We start from the raw sequence: 18,053 nt of genomic DNA, 5'->3' as shown, positions 1-18,053 counted from the left end.
ATAATTTCGTTAATTAAAATTTGAAAAACAGACTATGAAAAAGTTATTTGCATTTATAGCAGTTATCGGGATGCTGAATTTTGGAGCATCATTTAATGTAGTTGCTCAAGATGAGACAGCTCAAACTACCGAAGCTACCGTAGATACTCAGGATGAAAATACTGAGGAAGTTGCAGCTCAAGAAACTGCTGTAGAAGAAGTAGCTCCAGTTGCTGAAGAAGAAGTAGAGAGTACTTCATTTCACGCTGTAGTAAAGAAACAATTCATCCAAGGTGGTGCGATGTTTATGAGTTTTGTATTATTGACTCTTATTTTAGGTTTGGCTCTTTCTATCGAAAGAATCATTTACTTGAATATGTCAACTACAAATACTAAGAAGTTACTTACTAATTTAGAAGACGCTTTGAATAATGGTGGTGTTGATGCTGCTAAAGAAGTTTGTAGAGAAACTCGCGGACCTATCGCTAGTATTTTCTATCAAGGTCTTGATCGTATGGATGAAGGTGTAGAGGTTGTTGAGAAATCAGTAATCGCTTACGGTTCAGTTCAAATGGGTCTATTGGAAAAAGGTCTTTCTTGGATTTCATTGATGATCGGTCTTGCTCCTATGTTAGGTTTCATGGGTACAGTAATCGGTATGATTGATGCGTTTGACTCGATTCAGTCTATGGGTACTATCTCTCCTGCTGCTGTAGCTGGTGGTATTAAAGTAGCCTTGATTACAACTGTATCTGGTTTGATCGTTGCGATGATTCTACAGGTAGTGTATAACTATTGTACTTCTAAAATTGATAGTATTGTAAATAACATGGAAGATGCTTCAATTTCTCTTCTTGATATCCTAGTAAAATACAACTTGAAAAAATAATTTCCGACTATGTCAAATACATTGAGTAAATATTTAAATATTCTTACCTATGTAATGCTTGGTCTTACAGTTGTTTTTGTAGCCATGTTTTACTTTGGGGGAGACGTGCCTAATCAGGCTCATCAAACACCGGTTTATACCGATTCGTTGATTTATTGGGCTAAGGCATTATTCTATATCACTGTTGGCTTGTCAATTTTGTTCCCTGTTTTACAGATTGTATCTGATCCAAAGGGGGCAATTAAGGGATTAGCTGGACTTGCAGGTCTTGGATTAATTATCTTGATCGCATATTCTATGTCTGATGGTACATTATTGAACCTTCCTGGTTATACAGGTGAAGACAATAATGTTGGGGCATTAAAGTTTGCTGATACGGTTCTTTATACCATGTACATTTTGGGTGTAGGTGCTATCGTTTCTATCGTAGTGACAGAGACATTGAGAAAATTACGCTAAGACAATGATTCGATTAACCTCGAATCGTAAACCTTAAGAAATAATATTATGGCAAGAAAAACACCAGAGATAAATTCGAGTTCGATGGCCGATATCGCTTTCTTGTTGCTTATTTTCTTCTTGGTGACAACTACAATGGATGTAGATACAGGTATCTACAAAAAGTTGCCACCGATTCCAGAGGATCAACAACAGAATGATGATGTAAAGGTCAAACAACGTAATGTTTTGTCCATATTGGTGAATCGTAACAATGAGTTGTTGGTGAACGGAGAAGTTCTAAGTATTTCACAATTACGTGATAAGACTAAAGAATTCTTCCTGAATCCTGCAAACAAAGAAAATCTTCCTGAAAAAAGCATAAAGAGCGTTCCTTATTTTGGTGACGTTATGGTTTCAAAGGGATTGATTTCGTTACAGAATGACCGTGGAACAAGATATGAAACTTATATTCGCGTTCAGGATGAACTTGCAGCCGCTTCTCGTGAGTTAAAAGATGAGAAGTCAATGCAGAAATGGGGTAGAAAATACGAGGAGCTTAATGAGGATCAGCAAGCTGCCGTTAGAAAGTATATCCCAGTACAGATTTCTGAAGCTGAACCAAGAAATACAGGAGGTAAATAATGTCAAAGTTTAGAAAAGACGGTACCAAGGAGTTACCGGCCATATCAACAGCTTCTCTTCCTGATATTGTATTTATGTTGTTATTCTTCTTTATGGTTGCAACAACTATGAGAGAAGTTGACTTGAATGTAGATATTATGGTTCCGGAAGCGAAAGAGGTAACTAAATTGGAGAAAAAGGATCTTGTAAGTAACATCTATGTCGGTGTGCCTATGAGAAAGTTTCAAAAAACTTTTGGAACAGAGCCTCGTATCCAGTTGAACGACCAATTTGCAACTGTTGGAGATATTCAATCTTTTATTGCTTCAGAACGTGAAGCAAGAAAAGAGGAATTGCGAAATAAGCTGACTACTTCATTGAAAGTTGATCAATACACTAAAATGGGTATTGTAACTGACATTAAGCAGGAGCTTAGAAAAGCAAGTTCACTTAAGTTGAATTATTCAACCAGACAAACTGCAGAATAATTTATTATTCGATATATAATTAAAAGGAGTCCTTATCGGACTCCTTTTTTTTATTTTAATTTTTGGGAAAAAGAAAAAGCTCGAAGTTTCTACTTCGAGCTTTATTTATGTGACTCCAATGGGATTCAAACCCATGACCTTCAGAACCGGAATCTGACGTTCTATTCAGCTGAACTATGGAGCCAATTCGAACACAAATTTAGAAAATAAATCCAATTATTTGTTTAAAAATGTTCTTGCTTCAAGCACAAATTATTAAAATATACTGATGATTGGCTAAAGCTCTAGTAGCCAAAATTTAATAATTTCTCTTTCCTAAAATAAAGTCCTCATTTATTTCAAACTTTTACTAATTTTGCGCCTTAATGAAGAGTTGGATTTTCTTGGGTGTTGGTGATGTATTTATTTGCTGAGTCTTTGAAGTCCATATTATTTATTTATCAATCAGATTGAAAGAAAGAGGTCATCTGGGTTTTAGTGCGACCTAAATCCGATTTAATTCGGAATTCATATCTAATTAGCTATTGAACATGGAATACAATTTTAAAGAAATAGAAAAAAAGTGGCAGAAGTTTTGGGTTGATAACAAGACTTATAAAGTTGATGTTGATACAAGTAAACCAAAATTTTATGTACTCGATATGTTTCCTTATCCATCAGGTGCAGGTTTGCATGTCGGTCATCCACTTGGCTATATTGCTTCTGATATTTATTCTCGCTATAAGCGTTTAAAAGGATTTAATGTATTGCACCCAATGGGGTATGATGCGTATGGTTTGCCAGCTGAGCAATATGCAATTCAAACAGGTCAGCACCCTGCTATTACTACTGAGGTTAATATTAAAAGATATCGTCAACAGTTAGATAAGATTGGGTTCTCTTATGATTGGGATAGAGAAGTTCGTACTTGTGATCCTGAATATTATAAATGGACACAGTGGGCTTTTGTTGAAATGTTTAAGCATTACTTCAATAATAAGACTCAAAAAGCCGAAGCGATTTCTGATTTGATCAAAGAGTTTAAGGCAAATGGAAATGCCAATGTGGACGCTGCCACATCTCAGGAAGATATTTTTACTGCAGAAGAGTGGAATTCTTTGTCTGAGAAGGAACAAGACGGTATTCTATTAAATTATCGTTTGGCTTATTTGGCCGATACAATGGTGAATTGGTGTCCTAAATTAGGGACTGTTCTTGCGAATGATGAAATTAAAGAAGGTCTGTCTGTAAGAGGTGGACATCCCGTTGAGCAGAAAAAAATGCGTCAATGGTCTTTACGCGTGTCTGCATATGCCAAGCGTTTACTTGAGGATATGGAGAAGTTGGAGTGGACAGATTCTTTGAAAGAAATTCAGCGCAACTGGATTGGTCGTTCAGAAGGTGCTGAGATGGACTTTCAGGTGAAGGATTCTGACGTTGCGATGACAATTTTCACCACTCGTCCAGATACAATTTTTGGTGTGAGTTTTATGGTTCTGGCTCCGGAAAGTGAGTTGGTTGATCAATTAACCACACCTGAATATAAAGAAAAGATTGCAGCTTATATTGCAGCCACTAAAAAGCGTACAGAAAGAGAACGTATGGCCGATGTGAAGACGGTTAGTGGAGAATTTACAGGTTCATATGCGATACATCCATTTTCAGGAGAAGCGATTCCTGTGTGGGTGAGTGATTATGTATTGGCTGGATATGGAACGGGTGCTATTATGGCCGTTCCTGCTCATGATAGTCGTGATTATGCTTTTGCGAAACACTTTGATTTGCCGATTGTACCAGTGGTTTCAGGTGGTGATTTAAGCGAAGGATCATACGATGCCAAGTCGGGTGAAATGATCAATTCAGACTTTATGAATGGTCTGGATGTGAAGGATGCTATTGTAAAAGCAAATAATGAAATTGAAGAAAGAGGATTGGGTAAACGCAAGGTTAATTTCCGTTTGCGTGATGCAATTTTCTCAAGACAACGTTATTGGGGAGAGCCATTCCCAGTTTATTTTAAGGATGGCATGCCAAAAATGATGGATCTTGATCAGTTGCCTCTTGAATTACCGGAAGTTGATAAGTATTTACCAACAGAAACTGGAGAGCCACCATTGGGACGTGCCCAAAATTGGACAACGGAAGATGGTTACCCTATTGAGTTGAATACAATGCCAGGTTTTGCGGGTTCATCTGCTTACTATTTACGTTATATGGATCCTCGAAATAAGGAAGCTTTGGTTTCTGAAGAGGTAAATGAATATTGGCAGGATGTTGACTTGTACATTGGAGGAACTGAGCACGCAACAGGTCACTTGATCTATTCTCGTTTTTGGAATAAATTCCTTTACGATATAGGTAAGGTTTGCAAAGACGAGCCTTTCAGAAAACTGATTAATCAGGGTATGATTCAAGGTCGTTCAAACTTTGTATATCGTATTAAGAATACCAATAAATATGTGTCATATGGTCTTAGAAAGGATTATGACACAACTCAAATTCACGTTGATGTAAACATTGTAAAAAATGATGTTTTAGATACTGAAGCCTTCAAAAGTTGGATGCCTGAGTATGCTGATGCTGAATTTGTATTGGAAGATGGGAAATACATTTGTGGATGGGCTGTAGAGAAAATGTCGAAATCGATGTTTAATGTGGTTAATCCTGATGTGATTGTTGAAGAATACGGAGCAGATACGCTTCGTTTGTATGAAATGTTCTTAGGGCCTTTGGAAGCGTCTAAGCCATGGGATACGAATGGAATCGATGGTGTGCATAAGTTTTTGAAGAAATTGTGGCGTCTGTTTCACAATGACCAGAACGAGTTCTGTATCTCAACTGATGAGCCGACTAAAGCAGAATACAAGACTTTGCATAAGTCAATTAAGAAAATTCAGGATGATATTGAGCGATTCTCGTTTAATACATCTGTGTCAGCCTTTATGATTTGTGTGAACGAGTTGAATAGTGTTAAGTGTAATAAGAAAGCTATTTTAGAGGAATTACTTGCTCTTTTAGCGCCTTTTGCACCACATATTACTGAGGAGTTATGGGCACTTTGTGGAAATAAGAATAGTATTACCGATGCCGCTTTCCCAGTCTTAAATGAATCGTACCTGGAAGAAGATGTGCATTCGTACCCAGTTTCATTTAATGGAAAGATGAGATTTAAACTGGAACTTTCGTTGAGTCTTAGTAAAGATGAAATTGAACAGGCTGTAATGACTTGTGAACAGGCTCAAAAGTGGATTGATGGTAAAACCCCTAAAAAGGTAATCATTGTTCCTAAAAAAATAATAAACATAGTAGTCTAGACAGAAAGCTAATAACTCATATTTAAAAGCTTTAGTTTCATTGACTACTCAATGAAACTAAAGCTTTCTTTTTTTTTATCAATTTGGAAGTATAACCTTTAAAAGTAACAATTAAGAAAATGAAATTGAACACCTCAGAATTGAAATCCTATTTAATCATTGCATTGGGATTGGCAATTTATAGTTTTGGCTGGACAGCCTTTTTAATTCCTTCAGAGATTATTGGTGGTGGCGTGAGTGGTATTGGGACTTTAATATTTTATGGTTCGGGAAAGACTATACCTGTGGGCGCATCGTACTTTATCATCAATTGTTTTTTGATTGTCATTGCCTTAAAAATTCTGGGGCCTAAATTTGGTGCGAAAACCATATATGCCATTTTGTTAGGTTCAGTTTTTCTTAGTTTTCAACAAAAAATATTTACAGTTCCTTTAGTAGATGACAAATTTATGGCTGCCATTATAGGGGGAATATTAGGTGGTGCCGGAGTTGGAATTACAATTTCTCAAGGCGGAAGTAGCGGGGGAACCGACATTATTGCTATGATTATAAATAAGTATAAGAATATCAGCCCTGGACGGATAATTTTATATTTTGATGTATTTATTATAGCGTCATCTTATATTATTTTTGATGATGTGCCTACTATTGTTTACGGTTATGTTTCAATGGGAATAGCATCCTATGCAATTGATATGGTGATAAGTGGGGCTAAGCAGTCTGCGCAGATGTTTATTATAACTAGCGAGCATGAGAAAATAGCTGATGAAATCGGGGAAACGCTTAACCGTGGAATTTCTGTTATCGATAGTATTGGTTGGTATTCTAAGGAAAATAGAAAAATATTGATGGTGGTTGTTCGCAGACATGAAACGCCCCAGGTCTTTAAATTAGTTAAACATTACGATCCGGATGCATTTATTTCAATGGCATCGGTTATGGGAGTCTATGGTTCAGGTTTCGAAGAAATTCGTGCGTAAGCAAATTCTTACTAGCTTTGCGGCCGAAAAAAAATCCCAATAGGGAAAATGATTTTAAAATTATATCATGACAAAGATTCTAGATTTTACCAAACAGTTTAAGTCGTATTTTATTATCGCAATAGGACTTTTTATTGGATCTATTGGCTGGACAGGTTTCTTAATACCATCTGAAATTGTTGGTGGAGGGGTAAGTGGTATCGCAACCATTATCTATTTTGCGACAGGTTTCAAGGTAGGGTATTCCGTGTTTATAATAAATGGATTGCTACTTGTGATGGCTATGAGAGTTTTGGGCTTTGGTTTTGGTATAAAAACCATATTTGCAACTTTTGTTCTATCCTTCTTTTTGTGGCTTTTGCAATCAATTATTACTGAGCCTTTGGTTAGCGATCGTTTTATGTGTGCTATAATCGGGGGAATTTTGGCCGGAGCAAGTGCCGGGATTATTCTATCTCAGGGAGGTAGTACCGGGGGAACCGATATTATTGCCATGATGATAAATAAATATCGAAATTACAGTCCGGGGCAGCTTCTTCTGACATTGGATTTAATTATTATTTCATCATCCTATTTTCTGTCAAATTCGATCGAACAAGTTGTCTATGGTTTTGTTGCTATGGGTGTGAGTGCATATTGTGTTGATATGGTGATTGAGGGGAGTAAGCAATCTGTTCAGATTTTTATCTTCACGAAGAAATACGATGAGATTAGAAATGAAGTTGTTTTTAAACTTGATTTAGGCCTGACTGAGCTTCAAGCTAAAGGGGGATATTCCCAGGAAGAAGTTAAAGTTTTGATGCTTTTGGCTAAGAAAAAGGATTCGCAAGCTATTTTGAAAATGGTTAAAGTTGTTGATCCTGATGCTTTTATTTCGATGGGATCAGTCATGGGTGTTTACGGACAGGGCTTTGATAAGATTAAATAATGGATCTTTCTTAAGGAATATAAACCAAGAGGTTTAATAATGTTAAAATTGCCGGGTGTAGATGAATCTACCACCCGGCAATTTGTATCAGCATTTTATAAATATTAACTTCGGCGACGATGTCGGCCGATAGAATAGAATTGTGAGGATGGATGGCCGATATGATAAAGAAATCCGACCAATTTTCATTTAGAAGATTTAATTATTTTATGAAGCGTTTCCTAAAGGTGCAATACCTAATTATTCCAGTTCTGATTCTTGCAGGTGTGTTTTTTTACAAGAATAGAACGGATATAGAATTAACTCCAGCTGACAAAGCTTTACCTGTTTTAATCGATTCTGTTCAGAATCAGGAGGTCAATTATAAATATGGTTTCCCCATTGATAATTTCCAACTCGAAGAGTATAAGGTAAAGCGCAATCAAACGCTTTCTGTTATTCTAGACAAACACAAGGTTTCGTCCAAGCTTATTCATGAGATTGCAGAAAAGGCAAAAAAGGTTTTTAATGTTCGTAAGATAAAATCAGGTCGAAAATATGCTATGCTTTTTACGAAGGATAGTTTAAAGACAGCTGAATATTTTATTTATGAAAACACCCCCAAGGAATATATCGTTTTTGATTTAACGGATACCATTCAGGTTTATAAGGGACAGAAGGAAATAACTAAAGTTCGTAAGCAGGTTAGAGGTAAGATTGAATCATCCTTGTGGAATGCGATGGTTGATGCCAATGCTGATCCTTTGCTTTCAATGAAATTATCTGATATATATGCCTGGACGATTGATTTCTTCGGTATAGGTAAAGGGGATGAATTTCATGTTATTTACGATGAAGAAATGATAGATGGCGAATCGATTCATCAGATTAATGTGATTGCTGCTAATTTTATACATCACAATTCGGATAACTATGCTTTTGCATTTAAGGATGGTGAGAAAGAAGGTTACTTTGATGAAGAAGGAAAAAGTTTACAGAAAGCCTTCTTAAAAGCACCTCTGCATTATTCACGAATTAGTTCAAAATTTTCTAATCATCGGTTTCACCCTGTTCTGAAGCGATATCGCCCCCACCATGGTATCGATTATGCAGCACCTACAGGAACTCCTGTGATGGCTATTGGTGATGGTGTAGTGGTTAAAAAAGGGAATCAGAAAAATGGTGGTGGTCGCTATTTGAAAATAAAGCATAACTCAGTTTACTCAACCACTTATATGCATTTTTCACGATTTGGAAAACATGTTGGTGTTGGTTCGCGTGTGAAACAGGGGCAAGTAATTGGATATGTGGGAGCAAGTGGTTTGGCTACCGGACCACATTTGGACTTTAGGGTGCATAAAAATGGGAAGCCTATTAATCCATTAAAAATGAAATCACCACCTGTGGCTCCGGTTTCAGAACAAAATATTGAAGCTTATACTAAAATTAAAAATCAGCTTTTGATAGAATTGGGTTATGAAGAAGCTTTGGCTAAAGAGGAAGTTGTCTCTGACTCTAGTGTGCAAGTAATGAACTAATATATATTGAAGGAAAATATAAATGGGAGATTGTTTTAAATAAACAATCTCCCATTTTTGATATTTGTAACTGAACTATTATTTAATCTTGTTCAGATATTCTTCAACGGTACGAGGGAAGTATTCATACTCCAATTCATGAATTTTGTTAGCAAGATCTTCTGCCGTGTCATTTTCTGCGACCTGGCATTTTGCTTGAAGAATCGTTTCTCCATCATCATATTTTTCATTAACCACATGAATAGTTATGCCGCTTTCTTTCTCTTTGTTTGCAATAACGGCCTTGTGAACATTCATGCCATACATCCCTTTTCCTCCATAATTTGGAAGAAGAGCCGGGTGGATATTTATAATTGCATTTGGATAAGCCTTTATTAATGATTCAGGTATAAGCCATAAAAACCCTGCCAGTACAACCAGATCAATTTGTTTTTCTTTTAATAATTTAATGATTGAGTCATTCTCATAAAAGTCATTTCTGGTGAAAGTTTGACCTGGGATATTGAGTTTTTTTGCTCTTTCGAGAACAAAGGCATCTTTCTTATTGCTTAGAATGATTGATATTTCAACTTCAGGATTTGATTTGAAATAATTAGCAATATTTTCAGCGTTGCTTCCTGATCCAGAAGCAAAAATGGCTATTCTTTTCATGCTTGTTGTTTGGTGTTTATGCTCGCAAAGTTAATGAATAAATGAATTTATACTCCTTTGATTATCATCAATTTTAATACAATGATTGATTATGGGCATCTGGCCTTGTTTTACTTATTATTCAGGAATTTATGCGTGTTCCTTTAATAATTATTGGTATGATGTTGTTGGGGAGTGTATAATCGTGCGCGCTTAATCGACTGATAATCAATAATTAATGTTTTGTGGGGGTGAATTTAATTGAAAAACCTTTCACATGAGAGAGAAAAAGGATTATCTTTGCGACCAACTATGTGGAAATAAGTTTGATTTTATAATCTATATTTATTTCTTTGCAGAGTTAGAAATTAATTAGTTTTTTAAATATTAATCTAAAATTTTAAAGTTATGTCTGATATTGCATCTAGAGTAAAAGCAATCATTGTTGACAAATTGGGTGTTGATGAAACAGAAGTTGCTGTTGAAGCTAGCTTCACTAACGACCTAGGAGCTGATTCATTGGATACTGTTGAGTTAATCATGGAATTCGAAAAAGAATTTAACATCGCTATTCCAGATGATCAAGCTGAGAACATCGGGACTGTAGGTGCCGCTATTTCTTATATCGAAGAAAACGCTAAGTAATTAATTAACCCAGAACCTTTTTTATGGAACTTAGAAGAGTAGTAGTAACTGGTCTTGGAACCATTAACCCGATCGGTAATAATATTGCCGAGTATTGGGAGAGTTTGAAGAATGGTGTGAGTGGTTCGGATAAAATCACTCATTTCGATGCTTCAAAATTCAAGACTCAGTTTGCTTGCGAAGTTAAAAATTTCGATCCGAAGGATCATTTCGATCGTAAAGAAGTTCGTAAACTTGATGTTTATACACAGTTTGCTTTAGTAGCTGTTAAAGAAGCCATTGAGGATGCGGGTTTCGATTTGGAAGCGGAAGATTTAACAAGAGCCGGAGTTATTTGGGGTTCTGGAATTGGCGGTATTAAGACTTTCTTAGATGAAGTTACAGGATATGCAAACGGGGACGGAACTCCTCGTTTCTCTCCTTTCTTTATTCCTAAGATGATCTCTGATATTGCTGCCGGTCATATTTCTATGAAATATGGTTTCCAGGGACCGAACTACGGTACAGTTTCTGCATGTGCTTCTTCCACTCATGCTATGATTGATGCAATGAACTATATCCGTTTGGGTAAAGCTGATATTTTTATTTCAGGTGGTTCAGAAGCTTCAATTAATGAAGCAGGATTAGGAGGCTTTAACTCGATGCAGGCCCTTTCAACTAATAATGAGGAGTATAAAGAAGCATCTCGTCCATTTTGTAAGACCCGTGATGGTTTTGTAATGGGAGAGGGAGCTGGTGCTCTTATTCTTGAAGAATATGAACACGCTAAGGCTCGTGGTGCTAAGATTTATGCTGAAATTGTTGGTGGAGGGATGTCTGGTGATGCTTATCACTTGACTGCAACACATCCAGAAGGACGTGGTGCCATCAATGCGATGAAAATGGCATTGAACGACGCAAACATGCAACCCGAAGATTTGGATTATATCAATGTTCATGGAACATCAACTCCAGTAGGGGATATTCCAGAATTGAGAGCAGTACAATCCGTTTTTGGTGAACATGCTTATAAAATGAACATTAGTTCCACAAAATCAATGACAGGTCACCTCTTGGGAGCTGCCGGTTCAGTTGAAGCTATTGCTAGTATTTTAGCAATTATAAACTCTACTGTACCGCCAACTATCAATCACAGAGAACAAGATCCTGATATTGATGAAAAACTAAACTTAACTCTACACACAGCTCAGAAACGCGAAATCAGAGCGGCTTTGAGCAACACGTTTGGTTTCGGTGGACACAATGCTTCAGTAATTATTAAATCATTTACTGAATAATTTGTGATTAAATCTATTATTCAATCCATAAAACTTCGATTCTTGCCTAAGAGGGAGTTTTATGGATTGTCTTTTGATCTTTTGGGATTTGTTCCTAATAAGTTTGAATTGTACGAACTTGCATTGGTGCATAAATCAGCATCCATTCCAAGTAAGGATGGAGTTCCTATGAATAATGAGCGTCTCGAATTTTTAGGTGATGCCATACTAGGATCTATTACGGCTGATATACTTTACAAATACTTTCCCAATAAGAGTGAGGGATTTCTTACTCAAATTCGATCTAAAATTGTTAGTCGTGAATCTTTAAACAGATTGGCGCTTAAGATTGGATTGAATAAGCAAGTCATGTCGAATGTGAATCTGAATAATAATAAACATATTTATGGTGATGCATTCGAAGCCTTGGTCGGAGCAATTTATCTTGATCAAGGGTATTCTGTAACTAAAACTTTTATTGAAGATAAAATCTTTCGTAACTACATCAATATTGAAGAAGTTGTTACTGTAGAAACAAATTTTAAGAGTAAGCTTATTGAGTGGGCTCAAAAAAATAAGAAAGACGTTGTTTTCGATACTCGTGAAGATGGATTAGATAAGGAAATGAAGTTGCCTGTATTTATTTCAGAGGTTGAGGTTGAGAGTAACATGATGGGGACAGGAATTGGTGCTTCTAAGAAGGAAGCTCAGCAAATGGCAGCAAAAGAAGCTTTATTGCGCCTTGAGGAACCTTTGGTAGCTACAGCATAGATGGTAGCTAAATTTTTATTCTGCTCGCAGAGCAAAAGAGGATGATAGTTAGCTATCATCCTCTTTTGTGTTTTTTAGGCTCTAGACCCCTTTGTTGTTGGGTGTTTTGTGCCTTTTGTTGCTTTGTTGTGTTTGTTCTAAAATGAAAAATAATGTAGCTTTAAGAGGGAAAAGATTAAACTATGTTTAAACTTTCTGGAATTTAAAGCGAATTGATATGGCAAGGATCAAAGCAGTACTTTTTACATCTAGACAGTATAAAGATGGAACTCATCCAGTAATGATTAGAGTTTCTCACAGGAGAAAACTTAAGTATTTCCCAATGAAGATATCAGTTCTTAAAGATCATTGGGATGAAATGGAAAACCTCTTAGACGTAAAGGTTAAGAATTTTTCACAACTCTATAAACGCAAAAACATAGAGATTAGAAAGTGCCTACTCAAGCTTATGGAAATTGTTAACGATTTAGAGGCATTGAATCATTTATATACAGTCGAAGATATTGAACAACGATATAATGTTGGATCAGGAGCACTTTTCAATGTATACGCAAATAATTTAATACAAGAGCTCGAGAGTATTAATAAGATGGGAAATGCCAGTGCGTATCGAAGTGCATCTTCAGCTCTTATTCGGTTTATGGGTAAGGAATCTATCAGCTTCGAAGAAATAGATTACACCCTCATAAAACAGTTTGAAACCCACATGATCTTTAATGGAATGAAAACTAATGGAATTTCATGTTACATGCGTACGATTCGTGCCATTTACAATAGAGCTATAAAAGAGGGATTTGCAAAAAGAGAAAACTATCCATTTTTACATTATAAAGTAAAATCTGAGAAAACACAAAAACGAGCACTCACTAAAGAACAAATCATACAAATTCGGGATCTTGATCTTAGTTCAGATCCAGGCAAGGAACAAGCTCGAGATTTGTTTATATTTAGTTTCTATTGTATGGGGATATCGTTTGTTGATATAGCTCATTTAAAGGTTCTGAATGTGTTTAACGAGCGCATTAATTATTCCAGACAAAAGACCTCTCAGAAATATACTATTGCTCTCGTGGCACCTGCATTAAAGATTATAGAGAAATACTCCGACTTAAAAAATCCTAGTGACTACGTGTTTCCTTTATTAGAACAAAATCATGCAGAAATGCATAAGCTCTATGCAGCAAGAGCGACCAGAAATCGTACAAAATTAAAACAGGTAGGGAAGATCTTAGAATTACCTATTACACTCACACCATATGTCGCTCGTCACTCCTGGGCAACTATAGCAAAACGTTCTGGTATACCAACGGCAATTATCTCTGAAGGGCTTGGTCACACAACAGAAAGGACAACACAAATCTATCTTGATAGCTTCGAAAACGAAGTTTTAGATGCGGCCAATCGACTAATAACTTTATAAGGATTTTCCAATATTAGTCGTTAATGTCCTATTAGGTAAATTGTGTTTTTCATCTTAATGTCTTTTGTGAGAGAGAGCTTATCTTCTGTCTTTAAATTCTTTATGATTTAATTTTACAATAAATTATTGACTTGTGATGAAAATTGAATTAATTTAGATGAAAAGAACTTTTCGTATGATTAAAGAAGTTAATTTCATCGCTCTTAGAAATGAATTGTCACTTGCAACCATTGCTTTTGAAAAAGATATTGACACATATAAAGTCTATTTTAATTCACATGAGAATTATGAAGATTTTAAAAATTACCTAAGTCAATTGTATTTCGAATTTGTAAATGATTTGAGGTCGTATATTTCTCAATTAAGTTCTGATTCAGAAAAGATCATTTATTTGAAGATGTTACAGCATATTTTTGAATTGCTTAAGGAACAGATTGGTGATCAGCCAAATATTGAACAGTTACCAGGAAATACAAGAATTGTTTCCAAAGTAAACTCAACGGTTTCTTGCGTGTATGTCGATCCCAATGATTTATCTCGATTGGTAAAATATTTTAAGTTTCAAAAGAAGATTATTAAAAAATTGATTAAGCTGATAAAGAATTATAGAGAACAATATTCTAATTGCTTGAGTTCTATTTGCACAAAAAATAATTCTAATAACGACTGCGATCAAAGGTCTTATGCGAGATTTATGCGTTTAAAAAATGAGATTAGTGGTATTGAATCTATTCCTGATAAAATTGATTATCTCAAGAAAACAAGACGTCAATTTGAATCTGAATTTATTAAAAAGGGAGATGATTTTTATGGAAGTCCTTTAAGCCTATATTTTGAAACTACATTGGATTGTTTGAAAGACCTATCTCATTTAAATGAAAAATCATCAATTAAAACTTCAAATATTAAATGGAAAGCGAATACTGCTGATTTCCTGGAATTAGCATTAGCTCTTGATCAATCAAATAGTTTCGAAAGAAAGGATGGAGGAGAGCTTTCGAGAAAAGAACTTATAAGTCAGCTATCCTGTTTTTTTAATATGGATCAAATATCAGAACATGAAAGTAGGATCCATAAGATTTCTACCCGCTTAAATAATACTTCCTTTCTTCAAAAATTAATATCAGCAATAGACATTTTTTCTCTTCGTGATAAGAACTAAATTTTGATAATCAGATCTATATTTTTGGTTTATGATTAGTAGTGTTTGGTTTAATTGGTTGAAAATCAGATGACACTTCAGGGTAAGTGACCCATTGGTAGAAGCAGTTCAGTGCACCTTAAAGTAAATTGAATAATGGAACAAAAATATTGTTTCCTTAAAAGCTTTATTATTCCTCATTCACAAGATGTTTCAATAAAATAGTTGAATTTTTTTTACATGACACTTACCCATTAATAAGTAAAAGCCTTCCTAAACTTGTTGTAGCCATTCAAAGCTTTGGCAAAGACGAATCAGTTCTTTAGACTATTGGACTTTTCGACTTTTTAACTCTTAATCTTTGATCGTTATGCAACAAGAAAAAGAATTAGTAAAAGTTTTCTTAGAACTTGCGGATAAAATCAAATCTGTAGAAACCCAACTCAAACAACTTTCCCTAAATGAGAGAAACCCATTAGGAGATACCTATCTCGATACCGATGAAGTTTGCACCTTACTCAAGATCTGTAAACGCACGCTTCAAAAGTACCGTGATGAAGCCACAATTTCTTTCATTCAGTTTGGAGGCAAAACCCTCTACAAAACTAGTGACATAAAAGAAGCACTGGAAAAGAACTACCAGCCCGCATTAAGCTCTTAGTCCAATCTGGTCACAGAGCTTGGTTCCTGAGCCTGCCGAAGGACGAAGTGCAATTCCTAATTCATAATTTCAAATCGTTTGCTATGCAAACTATGAACATCCCCATAGAACTCTTAGTCTTTGCCCTTTCCAACAGGAAGGTCAATCCACTACGACTTTTCTTGTACTTGAAAAGCCAGGGCTCGGGTTATGTCTTCTGGGATGAGGATCAAAGAGAAAAAACACGCTTGGCACTAGAAATAAAGTCACCGAAAACACTTCTGTCCAATCTCGCATGGTTGTTGAAGAATGGCTGGGTGATAATGAATTCCAAACGCGAATCTGTAAGAGTCGTGAGCTATTTAGTTCTGGCTAAAAAACTCAATTTTCAATCTGCTACCGGTGCCATATACGAGCAGCAGAATTTCAATAACTTCCGCCCATTCATCTATGCAGCGGTGGTCACCTATTACCTTCATTACAAAGATAGGATAGCAAGGCAGTCGGCACGAAAACAAGGGCGTACCACTTCGAATTGTCGCTACCGTGATCTTCCAGCAGATTATCTGGCTAAGGTTCTGAATTTAGGTAAATCCACCATTGTCCGTTACCGACAAAAAGCATGGGATGCAGGCTTTATAAAGATGAAACATCGATTTAAACCCTTGCTCTTGCCAATCGAGGAACTCGAGTTTTGTCGCATTTATGGCGATGAGGAAGCCTGGCAACTGGTCATTCACAACAACCAGGTCAAAATCCAGCTTTCCAACGCCATTAGCTCATACATCTGTTTGCGCACAAAACCCAGTCTGAAAAAGCATATCCAGGCAAGGAAAAAAGTGGACCCGATAAAAGAAGGGTTTTAAAGGGAATGCTGCCGCAGCAGCATTTCCCTTTAAAACCCCAAATCGGAAGATTTGACGAAACCCGGTGAGCCTGTCGAAATGTAATTTGTAATTCCTAACTCATAATTATTAGCCGTCATTCGTAATTATTAATTCGTAATTCTTTCGTTATGCAAACAATAAAAACTTACCTCGACAACCTATCCAAGCAAATTAATATCCTGATAGGTTTCTTTTTAGAAAACGAATCTTTATTATCTCCAGGCCTCATCCGAATCCTGGATCAAGCACAACTCGAGCTCAAAGATCTTTTAGACCTCAAGTTCGAACTCGAGAGAAAGGTGGCCCTGTTCGAAGCCATCGAGACAGTGATCAAGCACCCTCGATACTTCATGTCAGATTCACCTAAGAAGCTAGTTCAGTCCTATTCTCAGGAAAAAGACTTCCGACGCTTCTCACCAGTCCTAAATACTTTTATGGTCTACGCCAACGACATCGCAAAAGAAATGCTCAGCGCTAATCATCAGCTCGTCGATACTTTACCACCACTATATCAAAACATCTTAACTAGAAGTAGAAGGAATAGGAGAGAGGGCTTTTGTAACATCCTGCATAAGATCGTTTATGAACAAGCCTATCCTGACAATCTTACTAAGGTGTGCCATCGTATAATTAGGCTAATCGCAGAACAGTGTAAGAATAGAGATGCATTCGAACTGGTCAGCTTAAGTTTTAATCATGAAATTTAATTACGTAAACTTGACAGATTTGATAGTGTTATTTTTAATTGGAAATTTTAATTTTGTGTAATTGTGTAATTGTGTAATTGTGTAATTGTGTAATTGTGTAATTGTGTATGAGGATATAGGAAATAATGGATAATTGGTGAACATATACCTGGAAATTTCCTTTGTGTATTTACTTTTTCAGAACTTAAATAAGAAATAATATCAATAATAGAATATAAATATTCGTTTTAGGATCAAGGCGAAAAAAGAAAATTCTTATGATAATATAGTGGAAGCTTGGAGAAAGTTATTTTATTCCCTTCAAAAAATAAAATGAAACTCAAGCGACATTGCAGCACCTATGATGAATTGTTATCTTTGAGTTATTACCTACAATTTAATATTGGATAGGATGAAAAAGGAATTAGACCGCAAATTCAAATCAAAGAACATTAAACCAACTGCCATGCGACAGTTAGTTTTACAGATTTTGATTGAAGAAAAAACAGCAATCAGCCTGCCCGAATTAGAACAAAAATTTGAAAATGCTGATAGGGCAACTTTGTATAGAACTCTAAAGACATTTCAAGAAAACCAACTTATTCATTCGATTGAAGACGGTACTGGTTCCCGAAAATATGCGCTTTGCGAAGATTTTTGCACCTGTGAACCTGAATATTTACATATACATTTTTCATGCAATAAATGTGGGAAAACTTATTGTCTCAAAGATTCACCTATACCGCAACCTGATTTACCAGATGGATTTGAGTTTTCCAATGCAAATTTTGTTATTAAAGGTATTTGTTCGAACTGCAAGGTTTAACTTTGCAACCCAGTT

General features: G+C 35.9%; 18 protein-coding genes and 1 tRNA gene. 17 read left to right on the top strand and 2 right to left on the bottom strand.

The features are described 5' to 3' along the window. Positions 1-34: 34 nt before the first annotated feature. Genes EV201_RS15220 through EV201_RS15205 form a run of 4 tightly spaced genes read left to right on the top strand, consistent with a single transcriptional unit; the run spans position 35 to position 2,418 of the window. Complete coding sequence (locus EV201_RS15220) at positions 35-868, top strand: MotA/TolQ/ExbB proton channel family protein (protein WP_130308505.1); 834 nt, start codon at positions 35-37, stop codon at positions 866-868. Between the two features lie 9 nt (positions 869-877). Then, a complete protein-coding gene (locus EV201_RS15215; RefSeq protein WP_130308504.1) occupies positions 878-1,327 on the top strand; it encodes a hypothetical protein in 450 nt (149 codons plus the stop codon). 48 nt (positions 1,328-1,375) lie between these two features. Continuing rightward, positions 1,376-1,951 carry an ExbD/TolR family protein gene (locus tag EV201_RS15210; protein WP_130308503.1) on the top strand — a complete coding sequence of 192 codons (576 nt, stop codon included), beginning with the start codon at positions 1,376-1,378 and terminating at the stop codon, positions 1,949-1,951. Beyond that, positions 1,951-2,418, top strand: coding sequence for an ExbD/TolR family protein (locus EV201_RS15205; RefSeq protein ID WP_130308502.1), 468 nt, complete (start codon positions 1,951-1,953; stop codon positions 2,416-2,418). The genes EV201_RS15210 and EV201_RS15205 overlap by 1 nt, the downstream gene beginning before the upstream one ends. Before the next feature lie 110 nt (positions 2,419-2,528). On the opposite strand, the gene EV201_RS15200 is transcribed toward EV201_RS15205, so the two are convergent. Next, positions 2,529-2,602: transfer RNA gene (locus tag EV201_RS15200), tRNA-Arg, on the bottom strand. 346 nt (positions 2,603-2,948) lie between these two features. Between EV201_RS15200 and leuS the strand changes: the two genes are divergently transcribed. The 4 genes from leuS (at position 2,949) to EV201_RS15180 (ending at position 9,136) form a co-directional block, all read left to right on the top strand. Then, complete coding sequence (leuS, locus tag EV201_RS15195; RefSeq protein WP_130308501.1) at positions 2,949-5,711, top strand: leucine--tRNA ligase; 2,763 nt, start codon at positions 2,949-2,951, stop codon at positions 5,709-5,711. Between the two features lie 119 nt (positions 5,712-5,830). Next, the gene (locus tag EV201_RS15190; protein WP_130308500.1) at positions 5,831-6,691 is read left to right on the top strand and encodes a YitT family protein; all 861 of its coding nucleotides are present in this window, start codon (positions 5,831-5,833) and stop codon (positions 6,689-6,691) included. A 67-nt stretch (positions 6,692-6,758) separates the two neighbouring features. After that, complete coding sequence (locus EV201_RS15185) at positions 6,759-7,619, top strand: YitT family protein (RefSeq protein WP_130308499.1); 861 nt, start codon at positions 6,759-6,761, stop codon at positions 7,617-7,619. 209 nt (positions 7,620-7,828) lie between these two features. Further along, positions 7,829-9,136 (top strand): M23 family metallopeptidase, encoded by a 1,308-nt coding sequence (locus EV201_RS15180; protein ID WP_165389678.1) that lies wholly within the window; start codon positions 7,829-7,831, stop codon positions 9,134-9,136. Between the two features lie 78 nt (positions 9,137-9,214). On the opposite strand, the gene purN is transcribed toward EV201_RS15180, so the two are convergent. Then, the gene (purN, locus tag EV201_RS15175; RefSeq protein WP_130308497.1) at positions 9,215-9,787 is read right to left on the bottom strand and encodes a phosphoribosylglycinamide formyltransferase; all 573 of its coding nucleotides are present in this window, start codon (positions 9,785-9,787) and stop codon (positions 9,215-9,217) included. Between the two features lie 387 nt (positions 9,788-10,174). Between purN and EV201_RS15170 the strand changes: the two genes are divergently transcribed. The 9 genes from EV201_RS15170 (at position 10,175) to EV201_RS15130 (ending at position 18,038) form a co-directional block, all read left to right on the top strand. Next, positions 10,175-10,411 carry an acyl carrier protein gene (locus EV201_RS15170; RefSeq protein ID WP_129255248.1) on the top strand — a complete coding sequence of 79 codons (237 nt, stop codon included), beginning with the start codon at positions 10,175-10,177 and terminating at the stop codon, positions 10,409-10,411. 23 nt (positions 10,412-10,434) lie between these two features. After that, positions 10,435-11,688 (top strand): beta-ketoacyl-ACP synthase II, encoded by a 1,254-nt coding sequence (fabF, locus tag EV201_RS15165; RefSeq protein WP_130308496.1) that lies wholly within the window; start codon positions 10,435-10,437, stop codon positions 11,686-11,688. Between the two features lie 3 nt (positions 11,689-11,691). Next, the gene (rnc, locus tag EV201_RS15160) at positions 11,692-12,438 is read left to right on the top strand and encodes a ribonuclease III (RefSeq protein WP_130308495.1); all 747 of its coding nucleotides are present in this window, start codon (positions 11,692-11,694) and stop codon (positions 12,436-12,438) included. Between the two features lie 217 nt (positions 12,439-12,655). Next, positions 12,656-13,858, top strand: coding sequence for a site-specific integrase (locus EV201_RS15155; RefSeq protein WP_130308494.1), 1,203 nt, complete (start codon positions 12,656-12,658; stop codon positions 13,856-13,858). 175 nt (positions 13,859-14,033) lie between these two features. After that, complete coding sequence (locus tag EV201_RS15150) at positions 14,034-15,020, top strand: RteC domain-containing protein (RefSeq protein ID WP_130308493.1); 987 nt, start codon at positions 14,034-14,036, stop codon at positions 15,018-15,020. A 349-nt stretch (positions 15,021-15,369) separates the two neighbouring features. Next, positions 15,370-15,660 carry a helix-turn-helix domain-containing protein gene (locus EV201_RS15145; RefSeq protein ID WP_130308492.1) on the top strand — a complete coding sequence of 97 codons (291 nt, stop codon included), beginning with the start codon at positions 15,370-15,372 and terminating at the stop codon, positions 15,658-15,660. A 302-nt stretch (positions 15,661-15,962) separates the two neighbouring features. After that, a complete protein-coding gene (locus EV201_RS15140) occupies positions 15,963-16,505 on the top strand; it encodes a hypothetical protein (RefSeq protein WP_130308491.1) in 543 nt (180 codons plus the stop codon). Positions 16,506-16,654: 149 nt separating this feature from the next. Further along, complete coding sequence (locus EV201_RS15135) at positions 16,655-17,233, top strand: hypothetical protein (protein WP_130308490.1); 579 nt, start codon at positions 16,655-16,657, stop codon at positions 17,231-17,233. A 391-nt stretch (positions 17,234-17,624) separates the two neighbouring features. Then, a complete protein-coding gene (locus EV201_RS15130; RefSeq protein ID WP_130308489.1) occupies positions 17,625-18,038 on the top strand; it encodes a Fur family transcriptional regulator in 414 nt (137 codons plus the stop codon). The last annotated feature ends 15 nt before the right edge of the window (positions 18,039-18,053 follow it).

This window comes from Ancylomarina subtilis (assembly GCF_004217115.1).
Taxonomy (GTDB): domain Bacteria; phylum Bacteroidota; class Bacteroidia; order Bacteroidales; family Marinifilaceae; genus Ancylomarina; species Ancylomarina subtilis.
Note: the sequence above shows the minus strand (reverse complement) of the source record. Positions and strands in the feature narration are given on the sequence as shown.